The sequence below is a fragment of the Bacillus sp. FSL R5-0439 genome, assembly GCF_038008805.1.
GTDB classification, from domain to species: domain Bacteria; phylum Bacillota; class Bacilli; order Bacillales; family Bacillaceae; genus Bacillus; species Bacillus safensis.
In genome coordinates this window covers 3,328,763-3,348,453 of sequence record NZ_JBBOZW010000001.1, presented here as the reverse complement: position 1 = coordinate 3,348,453, position 19,691 = coordinate 3,328,763, and the positions used below count along the sequence as shown (strand labels likewise).

At 43.3% G+C, this 19,691-nt stretch carries 19 protein-coding genes; 15 read left to right on the top strand and 4 right to left on the bottom strand.

Annotated features, from left to right (window positions below):
• Window positions 1-23 precede the first annotated feature (23 nt).
• The 3 genes from NST59_RS17265 to cls form a co-directional block, all read right to left on the bottom strand.
• Window positions 24-278 (bottom strand): hypothetical protein, encoded by a 255-nt coding sequence (locus NST59_RS17265; protein ID WP_039182170.1) that lies wholly within the window; start codon window positions 276-278, stop codon window positions 24-26.
• A 73-nt stretch (window positions 279-351) separates the two neighbouring features.
• Window positions 352-1,314 carry a UV DNA damage repair endonuclease UvsE gene (gene uvsE / locus NST59_RS17260; protein ID WP_144489918.1) on the bottom strand — a complete coding sequence of 321 codons (963 nt, stop codon included), beginning with the start codon at window positions 1,312-1,314 and terminating at the stop codon, window positions 352-354.
• A 12-nt stretch (window positions 1,315-1,326) separates the two neighbouring features.
• Window positions 1,327-2,523 carry a cardiolipin synthase gene (gene cls / locus NST59_RS17255; RefSeq protein ID WP_059374562.1) on the bottom strand — a complete coding sequence of 399 codons (1,197 nt, stop codon included), beginning with the start codon at window positions 2,521-2,523 and terminating at the stop codon, window positions 1,327-1,329.
• Between the two features lie 143 nt (window positions 2,524-2,666).
• Here cls and NST59_RS17250 point away from each other — a divergent pair, with 143 nt between their 5' ends.
• The 8 genes from NST59_RS17250 to pyrG all read left to right on the top strand — a co-directional run bounded on the left by NST59_RS17250 (window position 2,667) and on the right by pyrG (window position 12,189).
• Window positions 2,667-4,778, top strand: a complete 2,112-nt coding sequence (locus NST59_RS17250) for a heterodisulfide reductase-related iron-sulfur binding cluster (RefSeq protein WP_341040849.1) — start codon at window positions 2,667-2,669, stop codon at window positions 4,776-4,778.
• Window positions 4,779-4,880: 102 nt separating this feature from the next.
• Window positions 4,881-6,074 (top strand): acetyl-CoA C-acetyltransferase, encoded by a 1,194-nt coding sequence (locus NST59_RS17245; RefSeq protein WP_341040848.1) that lies wholly within the window; start codon window positions 4,881-4,883, stop codon window positions 6,072-6,074.
• The gene (locus tag NST59_RS17240) at window positions 6,074-6,937 is read left to right on the top strand and encodes a 3-hydroxybutyryl-CoA dehydrogenase (protein WP_039182159.1); all 864 of its coding nucleotides are present in this window, start codon (window positions 6,074-6,076) and stop codon (window positions 6,935-6,937) included. The genes NST59_RS17245 and NST59_RS17240 overlap by 1 nt, the downstream gene beginning before the upstream one ends.
• 11 nt (window positions 6,938-6,948) lie before the next feature.
• Window positions 6,949-8,061 (top strand): acyl-CoA dehydrogenase family protein, encoded by a 1,113-nt coding sequence (locus NST59_RS17235; RefSeq protein WP_341040847.1) that lies wholly within the window; start codon window positions 6,949-6,951, stop codon window positions 8,059-8,061.
• A gap of 16 nt (window positions 8,062-8,077) precedes the next feature.
• Window positions 8,078-9,220: an acyl-CoA dehydrogenase gene (locus NST59_RS17230; protein WP_099663766.1), complete on the top strand. Its 1,143-nt coding sequence runs from the start codon at window positions 8,078-8,080 to the stop codon at window positions 9,218-9,220.
• Between the two features lie 137 nt (window positions 9,221-9,357).
• Complete coding sequence (locus NST59_RS17225) at window positions 9,358-9,555, top strand: hypothetical protein (RefSeq protein WP_082700883.1); 198 nt, start codon at window positions 9,358-9,360, stop codon at window positions 9,553-9,555.
• Between the two features lie 247 nt (window positions 9,556-9,802).
• Window positions 9,803-10,342: a DNA-directed RNA polymerase subunit delta gene (gene rpoE / locus NST59_RS17220; protein ID WP_341040846.1), complete on the top strand. Its 540-nt coding sequence runs from the start codon at window positions 9,803-9,805 to the stop codon at window positions 10,340-10,342.
• Window positions 10,343-10,581: 239 nt separating this feature from the next.
• A complete protein-coding gene (pyrG, locus tag NST59_RS17215; RefSeq protein WP_039182151.1) occupies window positions 10,582-12,189 on the top strand; it encodes a glutamine hydrolyzing CTP synthase in 1,608 nt (535 codons plus the stop codon).
• A gap of 40 nt (window positions 12,190-12,229) precedes the next feature.
• Here pyrG and NST59_RS17210 read toward each other — a convergent pair whose 3' ends face one another.
• Window positions 12,230-12,760 (bottom strand): DUF2529 domain-containing protein, encoded by a 531-nt coding sequence (locus NST59_RS17210; protein ID WP_047202558.1) that lies wholly within the window; start codon window positions 12,758-12,760, stop codon window positions 12,230-12,232.
• A 180-nt stretch (window positions 12,761-12,940) separates the two neighbouring features.
• Here NST59_RS17210 and NST59_RS17205 point away from each other — a divergent pair, with 180 nt between their 5' ends.
• The 7 genes from NST59_RS17205 (at window position 12,941) to rpmE (ending at window position 19,617) form a co-directional block, all read left to right on the top strand.
• On the top strand, window positions 12,941-13,315 hold the full coding sequence (locus tag NST59_RS17205) for a response regulator (protein ID WP_003214681.1): 375 nt from the start codon (window positions 12,941-12,943) through the stop codon (window positions 13,313-13,315).
• Window positions 13,316-13,493: 178 nt separating this feature from the next.
• The gene (locus NST59_RS17200) at window positions 13,494-14,351 is read left to right on the top strand and encodes a class II fructose-bisphosphate aldolase (protein WP_024423748.1); all 858 of its coding nucleotides are present in this window, start codon (window positions 13,494-13,496) and stop codon (window positions 14,349-14,351) included.
• Between the two features lie 111 nt (window positions 14,352-14,462).
• Window positions 14,463-15,101 (top strand): fructose-6-phosphate aldolase, encoded by a 639-nt coding sequence (fsa, locus tag NST59_RS17195; RefSeq protein WP_039182147.1) that lies wholly within the window; start codon window positions 14,463-14,465, stop codon window positions 15,099-15,101.
• Window positions 15,102-15,348: 247 nt separating this feature from the next.
• The gene (locus tag NST59_RS17190) at window positions 15,349-16,638 is read left to right on the top strand and encodes a UDP-N-acetylglucosamine 1-carboxyvinyltransferase (RefSeq protein ID WP_024423746.1); all 1,290 of its coding nucleotides are present in this window, start codon (window positions 15,349-15,351) and stop codon (window positions 16,636-16,638) included.
• A gap of 32 nt (window positions 16,639-16,670) precedes the next feature.
• Window positions 16,671-17,636, top strand: coding sequence for a class II fructose-bisphosphatase (gene glpX, locus NST59_RS17185; protein ID WP_012011567.1), 966 nt, complete (start codon window positions 16,671-16,673; stop codon window positions 17,634-17,636).
• Between the two features lie 366 nt (window positions 17,637-18,002).
• Window positions 18,003-19,286: a transcription termination factor Rho gene (gene rho, locus NST59_RS17180; RefSeq protein ID WP_008354975.1), complete on the top strand. Its 1,284-nt coding sequence runs from the start codon at window positions 18,003-18,005 to the stop codon at window positions 19,284-19,286.
• 130 nt (window positions 19,287-19,416) lie between these two features.
• Complete coding sequence (gene rpmE / locus NST59_RS17175) at window positions 19,417-19,617, top strand: 50S ribosomal protein L31 (RefSeq protein WP_003215407.1); 201 nt, start codon at window positions 19,417-19,419, stop codon at window positions 19,615-19,617.
• Window positions 19,618-19,691 lie beyond the last annotated feature (74 nt).

Here is a 19,691-nt window from a genome sequence, read left to right as displayed (position 1 = left end):
GAGCAGCCCGAGGCTGCTCTTTTTTATGAAACCTTTTCTTTCTCAAACGGCTGAAGAAGATCTTGCGCTTTTTTCCCTTCAACCACAATTAAGTAATCAGATTCTAAATGAGTGAGCCTGAAGGTTTCAAGCTCTACGATGTTCTTAATGCTGCACATTGTTTTTTTAGAATACACATATATACGATGCTGAGCCTGCTGGCACTTTTCATAAAGAGAAATAAGCTTATGTAAATTCAACGCTTTTGCAGCGATTCGGATTGAATAGATTTGAGACATCTTCATATCCTCCTGTTAATTACTTTTTCACAATAGCTTTGTTACCCCCATTTGCACAAAGGTAAACCTTTCTCTATGATTTCCATTCAATGGTTCCTCCGCCCGTCCGCTTATTGCCCCTAATCGCAGACAGCTCTTCGACTAGACGGAGCAGAGCCTGATCCTTTAATTTTGCTTCAATCATAAAATCTACATCACGGCCATACGGTTTTAATGCTTGAAAAAGCGGTAAGACAAAGTCCATATCTACACCATCTGCATGACTGCGTATGGCTTTTTCTGATTTAGGTGAAGACAAGTGGATTTTGGGCGGAATGCCAGTCTTTGTCCAAGTGTCGAACATTCTTGGAAGGATGTCATCGAGTGCGGCATCGTCATCTTTATTTGCCACGTGATGATGGTAATCAAAAACAAACGGAATGTCATGCTTTTCACATACACCAAGCGTTTCGAGCGACGTATATGTTTTGTCATCGTTCTCAAGTGTCATTCTCGCTTTGATATGAGCCGGAAGCTGTTTGATATTTTCATCAAAGCGTTGAAGAGCCGATTCTTTATCGCCATACGCCCCGCCTACATGAATATTCATGTAACCTTCCTTTTCGAGCTTCATCGCCTCAAGCATCTGATAATGGTACGTCATATCGATGACGGCATTTTCTGTAATTGAAAGTTTTGGGCTGGTAAACAAGGTGAATTGATTGGGGTGAAAGCTTACCCGTAAGTTGTGCCGTTTCACCAACTTGCCAATCTCAAGAAATTCTTTGTGAAAAGGTGTCACGAAGTCCCAGCGCACCTCGGGGTGGGTCGCGAGCGGGACGATCGAGCTTGAAAAACGGTACAGCGGGATATCATGAGCAATGGCGAAATAAAGCGTTCTTAATGTATTCACAAGATTGGCTTTCGTTGTTCGCAATAAAGCCTCTTTTCTTTCTTCCTTAGAGAGCTTGCTGTATCTTGCAAAGGTCAACGACTTGGCAGGAGAAGCTTCCCACAAGGTGACGGCATTGGATACATAACCAAATCGATAACGCATAGGTCATCTCCTTTATAAAAAATACGAGAACATGGCGGCAACCCACTCAAGCGGCCGTGTGAAAAGAGGGCGCTTTGACAATGTTTCTTCTGTCAGGATCTCAGATACTTCCATATGCTCCCGAATTTTTTCCTCTACGTGTGCAGTAAAGTTGGGATCATCAATGGCTACATCTACTTCTTCGTTTAAAAACAAGCTTCGTTTATCAAAATTCGCGGTACTGATCATACAGCGGCTGTGATCAATCAATATGGCTTTCGAATGATAAAACCCTTTATAAAAACGATAAACAAGACATCCAGAGGCAATGAGATCCTTCAAATAATGAAAACCAGCCTCTTTGACAAGTGGGTGATCCGCTTTCATTGGAATGATAATTTCAACTGTGACGCCCCGCTTTCGTGCATCAAGCAGCGCCTTCAGAAGATGGGCTGATGGAATAAAATAAGGCGTACAGATGATGATCTGTTTCTTTGCTTGCTCAATATCTTGGAGAAATAAAGCTTCTAAAGAAAAACCGGCAGTCGCTCGTGTTGTGCATTGTAATGTTCCCGGTTCCAATGCAGGGAAAACCTCATATTGCAGCTGATGAATGCCAGACGACCGGTACAAATCATTCAGAAACACATGCTGGAGATCTGCGACAACCTGTCCAGTCATCCGCAAATGATAATCTTTCCAAATGCCAAAGCGGCCTTTTTTCCCAACATATTCATCGCCTATATTAAATCCGCCAATATAGCCAATCTTCCCATCAATCACCGTAATTTTACGGTGATTTCTCATGTTTAACCGGTAAATCAAAAAAGGAAAACGGGGCTTATTTAAAAAGTAAAATTGAATGCCGCTTCTTTCTAGCATGTCAATCGACTTTTGATCAAACGGATAGGAGCCTAATCGGTCGGTTAGCAAAAAGACGGAAACGCCTTGCTCCGCTTTGGCTTTCAATGCTTGGAACACCCTTTGACCAATCTTGTCGTTCTTTACAATAAAGAACATCATATGAATAGAAGAAGAGGCCTGCTGTATATCCGTAAGCAGCTGATCGAAAAATGGTTCGCCATCATGATAAAAGGTGGCATCGCCGCTTGTTTGGTCAAAAGACCGTTCAAATGCATGCGTAGAAAAATATTTCTTCCCCATATAAAGGTCTAACATGACGAGCAAAACGATGGCAATGAGTACGAGTAGGATGATCAATGCGATCATGAAACTTCCTCCTTTTTTGCATATTTCAATAGTGTACCCAAACGCGTAAAAAATATTGACTGAATACTCATTCATTATTTATGATAGAGGTACAACATGGAAACGGAACAAAGTGGGTTTTGGGGAATGAAAGGGGGAGCAAGATGAATAGCCTTTTAATCATCAACTTGATCGCATTTGCGGCGGTGACCGCTTACGCTCTGTATTTGTTTGTTTATCTCATTCGAACACGAGCGGCGTATATTCGTCTTGGTAAAAAAGAAGAGTTTCAACAAGACATGAAGAAACGCTTAGAGCGTGTTTGGGTCAATGTATTTGGGCAAAAGAAGCTGTTAAAGGACAAGAAGAGCGGCATCATTCATGTGCTGTTTTTCTACGGATTTATCCTTGTACAGTTCGGAGCCCTTGATTTTATTTTGAAGGGGCTTGTTCCAGACAGCGGGCTTCCTTTAGGTCCGGTGTACGGCGTCTTTACGTTTTTCCAAGAGGTGGTCACACTTCTCATTTTAGTGGCCGTTGTATGGGCTTTCCATAGAAGATATGTGGAAAAACTTGTCCGTTTAAAACGAGGTTTTAAATCGGGTCTAGTGCTTTTATTTATTGGCGGATTAATGCTGACAGTCTTACTAGGGAACGGCATGAACATCATCTGGCATGGGCACTCTCTATCACCAACTGAGCCAATCGCTTCTGGTATTGCTTTCTTGCTGGGAGGAATTTCACCTCTTGCGGCTGCGATTGTTTTTTATGCCGCATGGTGGGTGCATCTTCTTATTTTGCTGACATTCTTAGTATACGTTCCTCAGTCAAAGCACGCCCATCTGATTGCAGGGCCTGTCAACGTATTTGTCAGCAGATTAGACCCGCCAGGCAAGCTGCAAAAAATCGATTTTGAAGATGAGACACAAGAGACCTTCGGTGTGGGGAAAATCGAAGACTTTCGTCAGTCTCAGCTGATCGATCTTTACGCCTGTGTGGAATGCGGGCGCTGCACGAATATGTGCCCGGCAACAGGGACAGGGAAGATGCTGTCTCCAATGGATTTGATTTTAAGGTTAAGAGATCATTTAACCAATAAAGGGGCCGCCATTACATCGAAAACACCTTGGGTCCCGCATCTAGCCTTCAAGCAGACAACAGGAAACCAGCTGGCACTGCAGGCGAGAGGAGCAGGTGCGGAAGAGTCGGCTGCCAGCTCTATATATCATCCTTCTCTTATTGGAGAGGTCATTACAGAAGAGGAGATCTGGGCATGTACGACATGCCGAAACTGTGAAGACCAATGCCCTGTCATGAATGAACACGTTGATAAGATTATTGATATGCGCAGATATCTTGTGCTGACCGAAGGAAAAATGGACGCAGATGCACAGCGTGCCATGACAAGCATTGAGCGCCAAGGGAACCCGTGGGGATTGAACCGGAAAGAAAGAGAAAATTGGCGTGAACTGAGAGAAGATGTGCGTGTGCCGACAGTGAAAGAGCTGAAAAAAGCAGAGCAAACCTTTGATTATTTATTCTGGGTTGGTTCAATGGGGGCATATGACAATCGAAGCCAAAAGATTGCACTTGCCTTTGCAAAACTCCTCAATGAAGCGGGGGTATCTTTTGCGATCCTAGGCAATAAAGAGAAAAACTCAGGCGATACACCAAGAAGACTCGGAAACGAATTTTTATTCCAAGAGCTTGCTGCAAAAAACATTGAAGAATTCCAGAAAAACGGCGTCACAAAGATCGTCACGATTGATCCACATGCCTACAACTTATTTAAAAATGAATATCCAGACTTCGGACTTGAGGCAGAAGTGTACCATCATACAGAATTATTGGCAGAGTTAGTGAAAGAAGGGAAAATAACGCCTGTACATGAAGTGAACGAGGTAATTACCTTCCACGACTCTTGCTACTTAGGTAGATATAACGAAGTGTACGACCCGCCAAGAGACATTTTAAAAGCCATTCCAGGTGTGACGCTGAAAGAAATGGAACGCAACCGTGAAACTGGTATGTGCTGCGGAGCAGGCGGGGGCTTAATGTGGATGGAAGAAGAGACGGGTACCCGGATTAACACTGCACGAACGGAGCAGGCGCTACAGGTCCAGCCGTCCATCATCAGCTCAGGGTGTCCTTATTGCTTAACGATGCTGGGAGATGGGACGAAGGCGAAGGAAGTAGAGGAGCAGGTAGGCACATTTGATGTCGCCGAACTTCTTGAAAAATCAGTGTTTGGCGAGCCTGGAAAACAGGTGTCGTAAAGATGACAGGCCGATGAATAGAATGTTCATCGGCTTATCCATGGCGCTGTTACATCAGCTGCCTAGATGATATGTAAGCGGTAACAATTAGGAGGGACATACATGAGTACGACGGTCATTGTATCTGGAGCAAGAACACCATTTGGAAAACTAGGCGGTGCTCTCAGTGGTTTGACTGCCGCAGAACTAGGCGGTATAGCGATCAAGGCTGCACTGGAAAGAGTTTCGGGTTCTCATGAAATAGATGAGGTCATTATGGGAAGTGTTTTACAAGCAGGGCAAGGGCAGATTCCTTCAAGGCAAGCAGCAAGATATGCTGATCTTCCTTGGTCTGTTCCAACACAAACCATCAATAAAGTCTGTGCATCGGGCATGCGAAGTGTGAGTACGGCAGATCAAATCATTCGAGCCGGAGATGCTGAGGTCATCGCGGCGGGCGGTATGGAATCCATGTCTCACGCTCCTTATCTGCTAAAAAAAGCGCGATGGGGCTACAAAATGGGAGATGGTGCAGTACAAGATGCGATGATTTTAGATGGCTTAACCTGTTCGTTTACAGGCGTTCATATGGGTGAGTATGGAAGTATGGCTGCAAAGGAGCTGGGCATCACGCGGGAAGAGCAGGATCTGTGGGCACTCAGAAGTCATGAACGGGCCATCGAAGCGCAAAAAAGTGGCTTTTTTCAATATGAAATCACCCCCGTCACCGTCAAAACAAAAACGGGAGAAAGGCTTATCACAGAAGATGAATCTCCGCGGCGTGATACGTCATATGAACGGCTGTCAAAGCTCATGCCTGTTTTTGATCAGACAGGTACCATCACCGCTGGAAATGCACCAGGTGTCAATGATGGTGCAAGTGCACTTCTTCTAATGAAAGACACGTATGCTGCACGGCATGGTGTAAAGCCTATGGCAGTCGTTCTCGGTCATACTCAGGTTGCTGTAGAGGCGAAGGATTTCCCGAAAACACCAGCCCTTGCCATCGAGAAGCTTTTAAAGAAAACAGGAAAGCGCCTAGAGGATATCGATTTGGTTGAAATCAATGAGGCCTTTTCAGCTGTGGCTCTGGCATGTGAAAAAATGACCGGGATCGACCGGCGGAAAATGAATATCAACGGAGGGGCTGTCGCACTCGGTCATCCGATTGGGGCAAGCGGAACACGTATCATATTGACATTGATTCATGCATTAAGACAAAGAGGCGGTGGCATTGGCATTGCAGCGATTTGCAGTGGAGGCGGTCAAGGAGATGCGATCATGATAAAGGTAGATGAAAAGGGGGGCGTTTTTTGATGAGTATAGAAGAGACCGTTTTGGTCGTTGGAGCCGGTCAAATGGGATCAGGCATTGCTCAAGTGTTTGCACAGTCAGGCTATACAGTCCTGCTCCATGATGCATCAGAAAAGCAGATTCATCGAGCGATTTCCTCCATGACCAAACAACTGACGAAGCGGGCAGAAAAAGGAAAACTGGCACATCAGGCCGTCCGAGATATCACGCAGCGGCTTGCCGTATCCACAGATTTAAAAGACGTCCAGCAGGCTCATTTAGTAATTGAAGCTGCTTCTGAACAAATGAGTGTCAAAAAACAAATCTTTGAAACACTTGATCAATTTGCAGAGGCGGAGGCCATATTTGCGACAAACACGTCTTCCTTGTCGATCACAGAATTAGCAGCTGTGACGAGCAGACCGGAGAAAGTGATTGGCATGCATTTTATGAATCCCGTCCCTGTCATGAAACTCGTTGAAGTCATTCGCGCGCTGCAAACGAGTGATGACACATATCAATTTGTTTATGAAACAGCGAAGACATTAAACAAAACCCCAATTGAAGTGGAAGACTTCCCAGGGTTCGTCTCAAATCGCATATTGATGCCAATGATCAATGAAGCCATTTACACCCTATATGAAGGCGTGGCAGATGCAGAAAGCATTGATGGCGTGATGACACTTGGGATGAATCATCCAATGGGGCCGCTTCGTCTAGCTGATTTCATTGGACTGGATACATGTTTATTTATTATGAATACCCTTCACGAAGGACTTGGAGACAGCAAATATCGACCTTGTCCTCTTTTAAAAAAATACGTGAATGCAGGCTGGCTGGGCAAAAAGACAAAGAGAGGTTTTTACACATACCACGACCACTCATAGGGGGAGTCAAGATGGATGTTTTGCTTACGGATAAACAGCGTCTCTGGAGAGAAAAGACAGCAGAATTTGCACGCCAGCGTATATTCCCTGAAGTAGAAGCCATGGAACAAGGCCGGTTTCCAAAAACCCTTTTAAGTGAAATGGGAAGGCAAGGCTATCTAGGGATTCCAATACCAGCTTCGTATCAAGGCTTAGGAGCAGATTTTACAACGTATATCATCGCAATCCATGAATTATCGAAAGTGAGTGCGACCATCGGTGTCATTGTGTCCGTTCATACATCTGTTGTGACGATGCCTATTTTGACTTTTGGAACGAAGGAACAAAAAGAATCCTATGTCCCGCTGCTTGCATCAGGAGAGAAGCTAGGCGCCTTTTGTCTGACTGAACCAAAGGCTGGATCAGATGCCTCCAGTATTCAATTAAGAGCAGAGCGGATGGGCGGCGATTATGTATTAAATGGAACGAAAATCTTTATCACAAGCGGCGGAGAAGCAGAGCTATATCTTGTCTTTGCGGTGACCGATCCGGCTTCTGCGAGAAAAAATATATCGGCGTTCATTGTCGAGAAAGATACGCCGGGATTTACGATTGGAAAAGATGAGAAAAAGATGGGACTGCACGGTTCAAAAACAGTCACGCTTCATTTTGATGGCGTGCGGATTCCAAAAGATCAGCTGCTTGGTGCAGAAGGAGAAGGCTTTCAAATTGCCATGTCTAGCTTAAATGCAGGGAGAATCGGAATTGCGGCTCAAAGCCTTGGCATTGGAGAAGCTGCTTTAACCGAGGCAGTCAGCTATTTAAAGCGACATCCAGCAGGTCTTGAAACGACCATTCGACTGGGCGATTTGGCGGCGAAGCTTGAGGCGGCCAAACTGCTCGTCTATCAAGCTGCTTCTTTCAAAGAGGCCAATCGTCCCGTCACAAAGGAAGCATCAATGGCAAAGCTATTTGCGTCAAAAACGGCGGTGGAGATCAGTACAGAAGTGATCCATTTGCTAGGCATGGATGGTTATACGAATCGCTATCAAGCAGAACGTTACTTTCGTGATGCAAAAATTTGTGAAATCTATGAAGGAACAAGTGAAATTCAAAGGCTGGTCATCTGTAAACAGCTAATATGAAACGAGGTGGCTCACGATGCAGTTCCAATTAAGTGACGAACATGAAATGATTCAAAAAATGGTGAGAGACTTTGCGAAAAATGAAGTGGAGCCAACAGCAGCAGAGCGAGACGAAACAGAGACATATGATCCATCTATTTTTCGCAAAATGGCGGAACTCGGTTTAACGGGTATCCCTTGGCCGGAAGACGTGGGCGGAATCGGCAGTGACTATTTAGCCTACGTTATAGCAGTTGAGGAGCTTTCAAGAGTATGCGCCTCTACAGGCGTCACCCTGTCTGCCCATACCTCTCTTGCTTCATGGCCAATCTATACATTTGGAACAGATGAACAAAAAGAGACCTATTTAAAGCCGCTTGCAGAAGGGCAGAAGATAGGAGCATATGCGCTCACAGAGAGTGGTTCAGGCTCAGATGCTGGCGGAATGAAGACAACGGCTGTCAAGGCAGGCAGTGAATATGTTCTGAACGGGGCGAAAATCTTTATTACAAATGGAGGCATTGCAGATTATTATATTGTGTTTGCCGTAACAGACCAAGGAGCTTCATCTCGAAATACAACTGCTTTTATTGTAGAAAAAGAGACACCTGGTTTTTCCGTTGGCAAAAAGGAAAGCAAACTGGGCATACGCTCATCGCCAACAACTGAAATTCGATTTGAAGATTGCCGAATCCATGAAAGGAACCGGCTCGGTCAAGAAGGAGAAGGATTCAAAATAGCCATGATGACGCTCGATGGCGGCAGAAACGGCATTGCTGCACAGGCAGTTGGGATTGCTCAAGGCGCTCTTGATGCGGCGGTTGATTATGCCAAGGAGCGTAAACAATTTGGCAAACTGATTATTCAGCAGCAAGGGATCGCCTTTAAGCTGGCTGATATGGCCACCGCGATTGAAGCATCAAGGCTGCTTACTTACCAGGCGGCATGGCTCGAAACGAAAGGCCTCCCGTATGGAAAGGAATCAGCCATGTCCAAGCTCTTTGCCGGTGATACAGCGATGAAGGTGACAACAGAAGCGGTTCAAATCTTCGGCGGGTACGGCTACACAAAGGATTACCCAGTCGAACGATACATGCGTGATGCGAAAATCACTCAAATTTATGAAGGAACACAGGAAATCCAGCGTCTGGTCATCTCAAGGAAACTGCTAGATATGTAGAAACGAAGCAAAGACCACCTGAATGTGAGGTGGTCTGTTTTGGTGGGCCATGCAGTTAGTATGTAATGTAATTTCCAATCATAATCCATAAGCATGTGGTATTATGTTAAAAATAGGAATAATATGGGGGTGTGATATTGAACTCAACATTTATGGGCATTACAGCAATCGTCACAATGGTTATCTGGATTATGGTTTCCGCAGAGCTTACAAAGTCTACAAAAAAGAAGGAAGAAAAAAACAACAGCCGCAGAAAACTAATCGTACTCATGTCAGCGGGAATGTTATTCACGATTTTTCTCGTTCTCTCATCCATTCAGAATATCCAGTTTTAAAATAGACGTGATCAACTGAAAGACAAAAAGTATGCCGTATACAAGAACCGGTCCATTTTCATACAGATGATGGACCTCTTGGCGCTACTCGTGATAAAAATCAAAAATTAACAACAATAAAGGTGGCATAAACTCCCCTAATTTGTTTATAATGAGAGGTATGGTTTGTCGTAAGAATAAGGTATAAATACTTATTATTTCACTGATAAATGGATACATACATGTAATAGAAAGGGAGTGTCTGACCTTGAGTTTGAAAGAATACTCACAGGAACAGCTCAAACAAATGTCTTTAGTTGAACTTGCTTATGAAATTTTCAGAGACAGCAAAACACCAATTACGTTTTCCGAGTTAATAGATGAAATTGTCCGTTTGCAAGGAATACAAAAATCCGATCTAGATGATCGACTTGCTCAATTTTATACAGACTTAAATATAGATGGCCGCTTTATTTCGTTAGGTGATCAGAGATGGGGACTTCGCAGCTGGTATCCAGTTGATCAAATCGAAGAAGAAGTTCAGCCAGCTGTGAAAACAAAAGCGAAAAAGAAAAAATCAAAAGCAGCTGTCGTTGAAGACGACTTCGATGAAATCGAAGAGGAAGAAGAAATCGACGAGCTTGAAGAAGACCTTGATCTTGTAGAAGACGACGATGATCTCGACCTAGACGATGATGAAGAAATCGATGAAGATCTTGAAGACTTCGACGAAGATGATGATGAAGATGATGACGGCTTAACGGAGATTGATGAAGACGATTTAGACGATGAAGAGGAAGAGAAATAACCCTCTCAAACCGGTCCTCAAAACAGGACAAAACCGTCTTGACTTTCCTGAGCGAACTATGTAGTATGTATTTTGGGCTCTCTAAAAAAGAGTACGTAAAGATACGTTCATTTACGCTCCCTTTCATTTATTTGAAAGGGAGCTTTCTTATTTTTCAAGAGATTTAGGGATACACTCTAAAAAGGATGAAGCTGTGCATGTGTAGACATGCAAGGGTAAAAAAGAGAGGAGCATACGAAATGACAAAGTATATTTTTGTAACAGGAGGAGTTGTTTCCTCACTTGGAAAAGGAATCACGGCTGCTTCGTTAGGCCGCCTTCTGAAAAATAGAGGGATGGATGTCACCATTCAAAAATTCGATCCATACATCAACGTAGACCCAGGGACAATGAGTCCATACCAGCACGGTGAGGTTTTTGTCACAGATGATGGTGCTGAAACAGATCTTGACTTAGGTCACTACGAGCGTTTCATTGATATTAACTTAAATAAGTACAGCAACGTCACAACTGGTAAAATCTACTCTACTGTTCTGAAGAAAGAGCGCCGCGGTGACTACTTAGGTGGAACAGTACAGGTCATTCCCCACATTACAAATGAAATCAAAGACCGCGTGTACCGTGCCGGAAAAGAAACGGGTGCAGATGTGGTTATTACAGAAATCGGCGGAACAGTAGGAGATATCGAATCCCTTCCTTTCCTTGAAGCCATTCGTCAAATGAAGAGTGACATCGGCCGTGAAAACGTGATGTACATTCATTGTACCCTCGTTCCTTACATCCGTGCAGCGGGTGAATTGAAAACAAAACCAACACAGCATAGTGTAAAAGAACTTCGCAGTCTTGGTATTCAGCCAAATGTCATCGTGGTCAGAACGGAAATGCCATTGGCACAAGATATGAAGGACAAAATTGCACTATTTTGTGATATTGATACAAAAGCTGTTATCGAATGTCAGGATGCAGACACGCTTTACTCCATTCCGCTTGATTTACAAAAACAAGGGCTGGACAAGCTAGTATGTGAACATATGAAACTTGACTGCCAAGATGCGGACATGACAGAGTGGACAGCACTTGTTGATAAAGTGCAAAACCTTTCAAAACAAGTCACAATTGGTCTTGTAGGGAAATATGTTGAGCTGCAAGATGCTTATATTTCTGTCGTTGAATCACTTCGTCATGCTGGTTATGCGTTTGATGCAGATGTTCAAATTAAATGGATCAATGCAGAAGAAGTGACAGCAGAGAATATCGCTGATTTCGTACAAGATGTTGACGGCATTATTGTTCCTGGAGGCTTCGGAGACCGCGGAGTAGAAGGGAAAATCATTGCTACACAATTTGCCCGTGAAAACAAAGTGCCATTCTTCGGAATCTGCTTAGGAATGCAAGTGGCATCTATCGAATACGCAAGAAACGTATTAGGCCTTGAAGGAGCTCATTCAGCGGAAATTGATCCTGAAACAGCATTCCCAATCATTGACCTTCTTCCAGAACAGAAGGATGTAGATGATCTAGGCGGAACACTTCGTCTCGGTCTATATCCTTGTAAATTAAATGAAGACTCAAAAGCATTTGCTGCATACAATGACGAAGTGGTCTACGAACGCCACCGTCATCGTTACGAATTTAATAACGAATACAGACAGCAAATGGAAGCAGCAGGCTTCGTCTTCTCTGGTACAAGCCCAGACGGACGTCTTGTTGAAATCATCGAGCTCAAGGATCACCCTTGGTTCCTTGCTTCTCAGTTCCACCCAGAATTCGTTTCAAGACCGACAAGACCACAGCCATTATTTAGAGATTTCGTTGGTGCTTCACTACAAGCATCTGAATCAAAATAAAACAAAAAACTGCCGAGAATATCACTTCTCGGCAGTTTTTTTATTCATATTCCTCCACGATCTCCTTCACAGTAAACGATAGGGCGTGGTAGACGTATAAGCAGGTCATTAAAGCAGGAAAACCAAACCTTGTCCCATCTTCAGCGGGCACAAGCGGTTTCTTGAGCTGAAAATCAATGTGGACATCACAATGCTCTTCAATCGTGGACGGCTCCTTTTGTGCCGGCCCTACACCAACAACGGGCGTACCTTGTTCGTGCAGTTCTTTAACAAGAGATTGAATTTCCTGATCTTCTGGGTCTGAATAAAATAGCAGCACCCTGTCACTTGGTTGAAGTAAGCTGCGCTCCTTTTGATCGAGCGGCAGCACTTTCGCACCGGGAAACGGCTCCTTGCTTTCAGATGCCTCTAGGGCGACAGCAGCCAGTTCATTCTTTCCGTGAAAATAAACGGCATGTCCACTGACAACAGCCTGTGCAAGAAGGCGTGCACCGTCCTCAATCGCTTCAGCCTGCTTTTCTCCAATACGTGAAAAAATACCTGATAACTGGGTCGTAAAAATTTTTAACAAGACTCATTTCCTCCTTCGGTCAGATCATTTTATAATAGAATATAAAGAGAATATTAGGAAAAATGCTCAGAAAATGTCGTAAAGTAAACTATTATAATTAAAGGAAATGTGAAAATCAAACAGAATTATTTAACAACAGCTCTTTTTATGGCGAAAAATGAAAGCAATGGGGTGTAACAGATGAATGAGAAAATTTTAATTGTCGATGATCAGTACGGTATTAGAATATTATTGAATGAAGTGTTTCATAAAGAAGGCTATCAAACCTTCCAAGCTGCCAATGGACTACAGGCATTAGATATTGTGAAAAACCATAGACCGAACCTTGTCCTGCTTGATATGAAAATCCCCGGGATGGATGGTATCGAAATTTTAAAACGGATGAAATTAATTGATGAAGATATCCGTGTCATCATTATGACAGCCTATGGCGAATTAGATATGATCCAAGAATCCAAAGAACTAGGTGCATTGACGCACTTCGCTAAGCCGTTTGATATTGATGAAATCCGAGATGCTGTCAAAGAATACTTGCCGCTTGAAACAAATGGCTAGATGGAAATGATTGAATCGAGTCATTCTGTTGCCGATTTGTCGAATAATTGGTATCCTATAAAGGAAGAAGAAAGCGATCTGACTTTGAAAGTTTACATATGGCGAGAAATTCTGGTCATGCTAGGGTGGAGAGCTTTTTTTAGCAAGCAAATTAGCTACATAGGGAGGATTTTTCATCATGCCTTTAGTTTCAATGACAGAAATGTTGAAAGACGCAAAGGAAAAAGGTTACGCTGTTGGACAGTTTAACTTAAATAACTTAGAATTCACGCAAGCGATTTTACAAGCTGCTGAAGAAGAGAAATCTCCTGTTATCTTAGGAGTATCTGAAGGAGCAGGACGCTACATGGGCGGCTTCAAAACAGTTGTCGCAATGGTTAAAGCGTTAATCGAAGAATATAATGTAACAGTTCCTGTTGCGATTCATTTAGATCACGGTTCAAGCTTTGAATCATGTGCAAAAGCGATTCATGCAGGATTTACTTCTGTCATGATCGATGCTTCTCACCACCCATTTGATGAGAATGTGGAAACAACTGCGAAAGTTGTTGAACTTGCACATTTCCATGGTGTGTCTGTTGAAGCTGAACTTGGAACTGTTGGTGGGCAAGAAGATGACGTCATCGCTGAGGGCGTTATTTATGCTGATCCAAAAGAGTGCCAAGAGCTTGTAGAACGCACTGGTATTGACTGCCTTGCACCTGCATTAGGTTCAGTACATGGTCCATACAAAGGTGAACCAAACCTTGGTTTCGCTGAAATGGAAGAAATCGGTAAAACAACTGGTCTTCCACTTGTTCTTCACGGCGGAACAGGTATCCCAACTGCTGACATCAAGCGTGCAATTTCACTTGGTACAGCAAAAATCAATGTAAACACTGAAAACCAAATTGCTTCTGCGAAAGCAGTACGCGAAACACTTGCTGCAAAAACAGAAGAGTATGATCCACGTAAATATCTTGGACCAGCTCGTGACGCAATTAAAGCGACTGTTATCGGCAAAATGCGCGAATTTGGTTCTTCTAACCAAGCATAATTTGATGAGAACCGAAAGCCGCCTGAGTCACAGGCGGTTTTCTCCATATCTCGAGAAAGCGCAATCAAATTTACATTTCAGACAATTTATTGATAGGAGAGTGGCACAGTTATGTTATTTTTCGTAGATACAGCGAATATTGAAGACATCAAAGAGGCGCACGAGCTTGGCATTTTAGCAGGCGTCACAACAAACCCTAGTTTAGTAGCGAAAGAAAAGAACGTATCATTCCACGACCGCCTTCGCGAAATCACTGACGTGGTATCAGGCTCTGTCAGTGCAGAAGTGATTTCCCTAAAAGCAGAGGAAATGATTGAAGAAGGAAAAGAGCTTGCTGCTATCGCACCAAATATCACGGTCAAAATTCCAATGACTACAGATGGCCTTAAAGCTGTTAAAGCATTAACGGACCTTGGAATTAAAACAAACGTCACATTGATTTTTAGTGCAAACCAGGCACTTCTTGCAGCTAGAGCTGGTGCGACGTATGTTTCTCCATTCCTTGGCCGCCTAGATGATATTGGCCAAAATGGTCTTGATCTCATCAGCGAAGTGAAAACTATTTTTGATGTTCATGGATTAGATACACAAATCATTGCTGCATCCATTCGTCACCCGCAGCATGTGACAGAAGCTGCGCTTAGAGGTGCTCATATCGGCACAATGCCGCTGAAAGTCATCAAGCAGCTGACGAAACACCCATTAACGGATGCAGGCATTGAGCAATTTTTAGCAGACTGGAATAAATAAATGATTGTGGCAGGCGGGGTCGTCTCTCGTTTGCCGCAGTTTTCCTTATAAACGCTAAGAAATGTTTTGTGCAAAGAAGAGAACATCACAGCCTCGCAAAGCTTCGATTATTTTTCTTCCGACAAATTTCGTTTAACCTGTATTCTTTCTCTTGATATTGGCTAAATTTTGGACAAGACCTTTTAAAGCGCGACATCCACAAACAGTATAACTCCAACAGTGATCTTCTTTAAGAAGGGAGACAAATATGGAAAAGTTAAACATTGCCGGCGGTGATCCCTTGCGCGGGACCGTACATATTAGTGGTGCGAAAAATAGTGCTGTGGCACTGATTCCTGCCACGATTCTCGCTGATTCTCCAGTAACCATTGAAGGCCTTCCGCATATATCAGATATCGACACATTGCGAGATCTGTTAGAAGAAATTGGCGGAAAGGTCACTTTTGAAAAAGGTGAAATGGTTGTTAATCCTGTTTCCATGATCAGTATGCCGCTTCCTAATGGAAAAGTGAAGAAACTGCGTGCATCCTATTATTTAATGGGGGCCATGCTGGGAAGATTCAAGCAGGCTGTCATCGGACTGCCAGGAGGATGTCACTTAGGACCAAGACCGATTGATCAGCATATTAAAGGCTTTGAAGCACTCGGAGCCGAGGTGACAAACGAGCAGGGTGCGATTTATTTGCGCGCTGAAAAATTAGTCGGAGCCCGGATTTATCTTGATGTTGTCAGTGTAGGTGCGACAATCAACATCATGCTGGCAGCCGTACTGGCTGAAGGAAAAACCGTGATTGAAAATGCTGCAAAGGAACCCGAAATTATTGATGTAGCGACACTGCTTGCAAGCATGGGTGCCAAAATCAAAGGTGCGGGGACCGATGTCATTCGAATCGAAGGTGTCGAATCTCTTCATGGCTGTAAGCATTCAATCATCCCTGACCGCATAGAAGCAGGAACATTTTTAATTGCTGGTGCAGCGATGGGAGATGAAGTTGTACTTGATAATGTGATCCCAACTCATTTAGAATCAATTACGGCGAAACTTAGAGAAATGGGGTTCACCATTGAAACGAGCAACGATCAGATGTTGATCGTTGGCAGAAACGAAGGACTCAAGCCTGTCGATATCAAAACCCTTGTGTATCCGGGCTTTCCGACTGACCTTCAGCAGCCGATGACGGCGCTGTTAACAAAAGCAAAAGGCACGAGTGTGGTTACAGATACGATCTACTCAGCCCGCTTTAAGCACATTGACGAATTGCGCCGAATGGGTGCAAACATGAAGGTCGAAGGAAGATCTGCTATTATTACCGGACAAACGCAGCTTCAAGGAGCAAAGGTCAAAGCAAGTGATCTGCGTGCAGGAGCTTGTCTTGTTGTCGCAGGGCTAATGGCAGACGGTGTGACCGAAATCACAGGGCTTGAACATATAGACAGAGGATATAGTTTGCTTGAGAAGAAGCTTGAAGGCTTGGGTGCAACCATCTGGCGTGAAAAGCTGAATGACCAAGAAATAGAAGAACTTCAAAATTCATAAGGCTTTGACTGTGAGAGGAGATTTGGACAAAAATGGAAAGAAGTTTATCGATGGAACTAGTACGGGTGACAGAAGCAGCTGCATTAAAATCTGCCCGTTGGATGGGAAGAGGATTAAAAGACGAAGCGGATGATGCTGCAACAAGTGCAATGCGTGATGTATTTGACACCATTCCGATGAAGGGAACAGTGGTGATTGGCGAAGGGGAAATGGACGAAGCACCAATGCTTTATATTGGGGAAAAGCTTGGGAACGGATATGGACCTCGCGTGGATGTCGCTGTTGATCCATTAGAAGGAACAAACATTGTGGCAAGCGGCGGCTGGAATGCCTTAGCTGTCATTGCAGTTGCAGATCATGGCAACCTGCTGAATGCACCTGATATGTACATGGATAAGATCGCAGTAGGTCCAGAAGCGGTAGGCTGCATCGATATTGAAGCGCCTGTCATTGATAATCTTCGCGCTGTTGCAAAAGCGAAAAACAAAGATATTGAAGATGTGGTTGCAACGATTTTAAACAGAGATCGACATGAAAAAATTATTGCTGAACTGAGAGAAGCAGGAGCAAGAATTAAACTGATCGATGATGGTGACGTTGCAGGAGCCATTAATACAGCATTTGATCACACAGGTGTTGATATTCTATTTGGTTCTGGCGGAGCGCCTGAGGGTGTCCTTTCTGCTGTTGCATTAAAGGCACTTGGTGGTGAAATTCATGGTAAGCTTCTTCCTCAAAGTGAAGAAGAATTAAGACGCTGTGAGAAAATGGGGCTGGATGTTGGTAAAGTCCTCAGAATGGAAGATCTCGTAAAAGGAGATGACGCCATTTTTGCAGCGACAGGTGTAACAGACGGGGAATTACTTAAAGGTGTTCAATTCAAAGGCTCTGTTGGAACAACACATAGTGTTGTCATGCGTGCGAAATCGGGTACAGTTCGTTTCGTAGACGGCAGACACAGCTTAAAGAAAAAACCGAATCTTGTCATTCGTCCGTAATCTGAAAGCGGGTATTCATTACCCGCTTTTCATATAGGTGTCAAATGTATATCATTTTCTTTTTAAAGTTGAATATTCTCTGCAAATGAGGTAAAACTAAAGAGTGCTGCGAAATTTTCTGCGAATTTACTTCTTTTAAGCTTCAACAAGTTTAAATACTGCCGCATCATGACGATATACTCATTATCCTTCTCTATGTTAAAAAAGCTCTATTTCACATTGTTCCTATCTTTCACGATAAAACGAGTGGGAGCGTTACCATCAGAGCGAGGTCATTCCAACAACAACGGAATTAAAAAGCTAATCAAATACAATGGTCATGCATTTGTAAAGAAATACATTGACTAGAAAAGTGTGGTGTCCATATTGAAAGATGTTTCGATTTCATCTTTGGAAAATATGAAATTAAAAGAGCTGTATGAGTTAGCAAAACGATACAAAATCTCTTATTACAGCAAACTAACAAAAAAAGAATTAATTTTTGCCATCTTAAAGGCGAATGCTGAGCAAGAGGATCTCTTATTTATGGAAGGGGTTCTTGAAATTATTCAGTCTGAGGGATTTGGTTTCTTAAGACCGATTAACTACTCCCCAAGTTCTGAAGACATTTATATTTCAGCTTCACAAATCAGACGCTTTGATTTACGAAATGGAGATAAAGTGTCTGGAAAGGTACGACCTCCAAAAGAGAATGAACGCTACTATGGCCTCCTTCATGTAGAAGCGGTAAATGGGGACGACCCAGAATCAGCAAAGGAACGTGTTCACTTTCCTGCACTCACACCGCTATTTCCTGACCGTCAAATGATTCTTGAAACACAGCCTAATCACCTGTCTACTAGAATTATGGACATGATGGCGCCAGTTGGATTTGGACAGCGTGGTTTAATCGTTGCACCGCCTAAGGCTGGGAAAACCATTTTGCTTAAAGAAATTGCCAACAGCATTTCTGAAAATCACCCAGAGGCAGAGCTGATTGTCCTTTTGATTGATGAACGACCAGAAGAAGTAACAGATATCGAACGTTCTGTTGCAGGGGATGTTGTTAGTTCAACCTTTGACGAAGTACCGGAAAACCACATTAAAGTAGCAGAGCTTGTCTTAGAGCGTGCGATGCGTCTTGTTGAACATAAAAAAGATGTCATCATCTTAATGGACAGCATCACAAGGCTTGCTCGTGCATACAATCTTGTGATTCCGCCAAGCGGCCGAACGCTTTCAGGTGGTATTGATCCAGCGGCTTTCCATCGTCCAAAACGCTTCTTTGGTGCTGCGCGTAACATTGAAGAAGGCGGAAGTTTGACGATTTTAGCCACTGCACTTGTTGATACAGGATCACGTATGGATGACGTGATTTATGAAGAGTTTAAAGGAACTGGAAACATGGAGCTTCATTTGGACCGTTCTTTGGCCGAAAGAAGAATTTTCCCTGCGATCGACATTCGCCGTTCTGGTACGAGAAAAGAAGAACTGCTTGTGCCAAAAGAGCATCTTGATCGTCTATGGGCAATGAGAAAATCGATGTCAGATACACCTGACTTCGCTGAGAAGTTCATGCGTAAAATGAGAAAAACAAAGACAAACCAAGAGTTTTTCGATATTTTAACGCAAGAATGGAAACAAGCGAATATGTCTGCATCAAGAAGATAGCTTCTTAAAAAATACATTTGCAATCATAGACTTACACTGTTATAATTTTATCATGTGCGTTTCAGAATTTATTTCTGAGATATTAACTCTGTTTCCGAATTGGATTCAGGGCGGAAGGAGATGACAGTAGATGAAAACAGGAATTCATCCTAACTACAAAAAAGCTACAGTCAAATGCGCTTGTGGAAATGAGTTTGAAACTGGATCAGTAAAAGAAGAGGTACGCATCGAGATTTGCTCTGAGTGCCATCCTTTCTATACAGGCCGTCAAAAATTCGCTTCTGCTGATGGACGTGTTGACCGCTTTAACAAAAAATACGGTCTTAAGTAATAATAGATACAATAAACAGGCAGGAATCCGTTCTTGCCTGTTTTTTTACGTGGATTGATGGAACTTTAAAACGG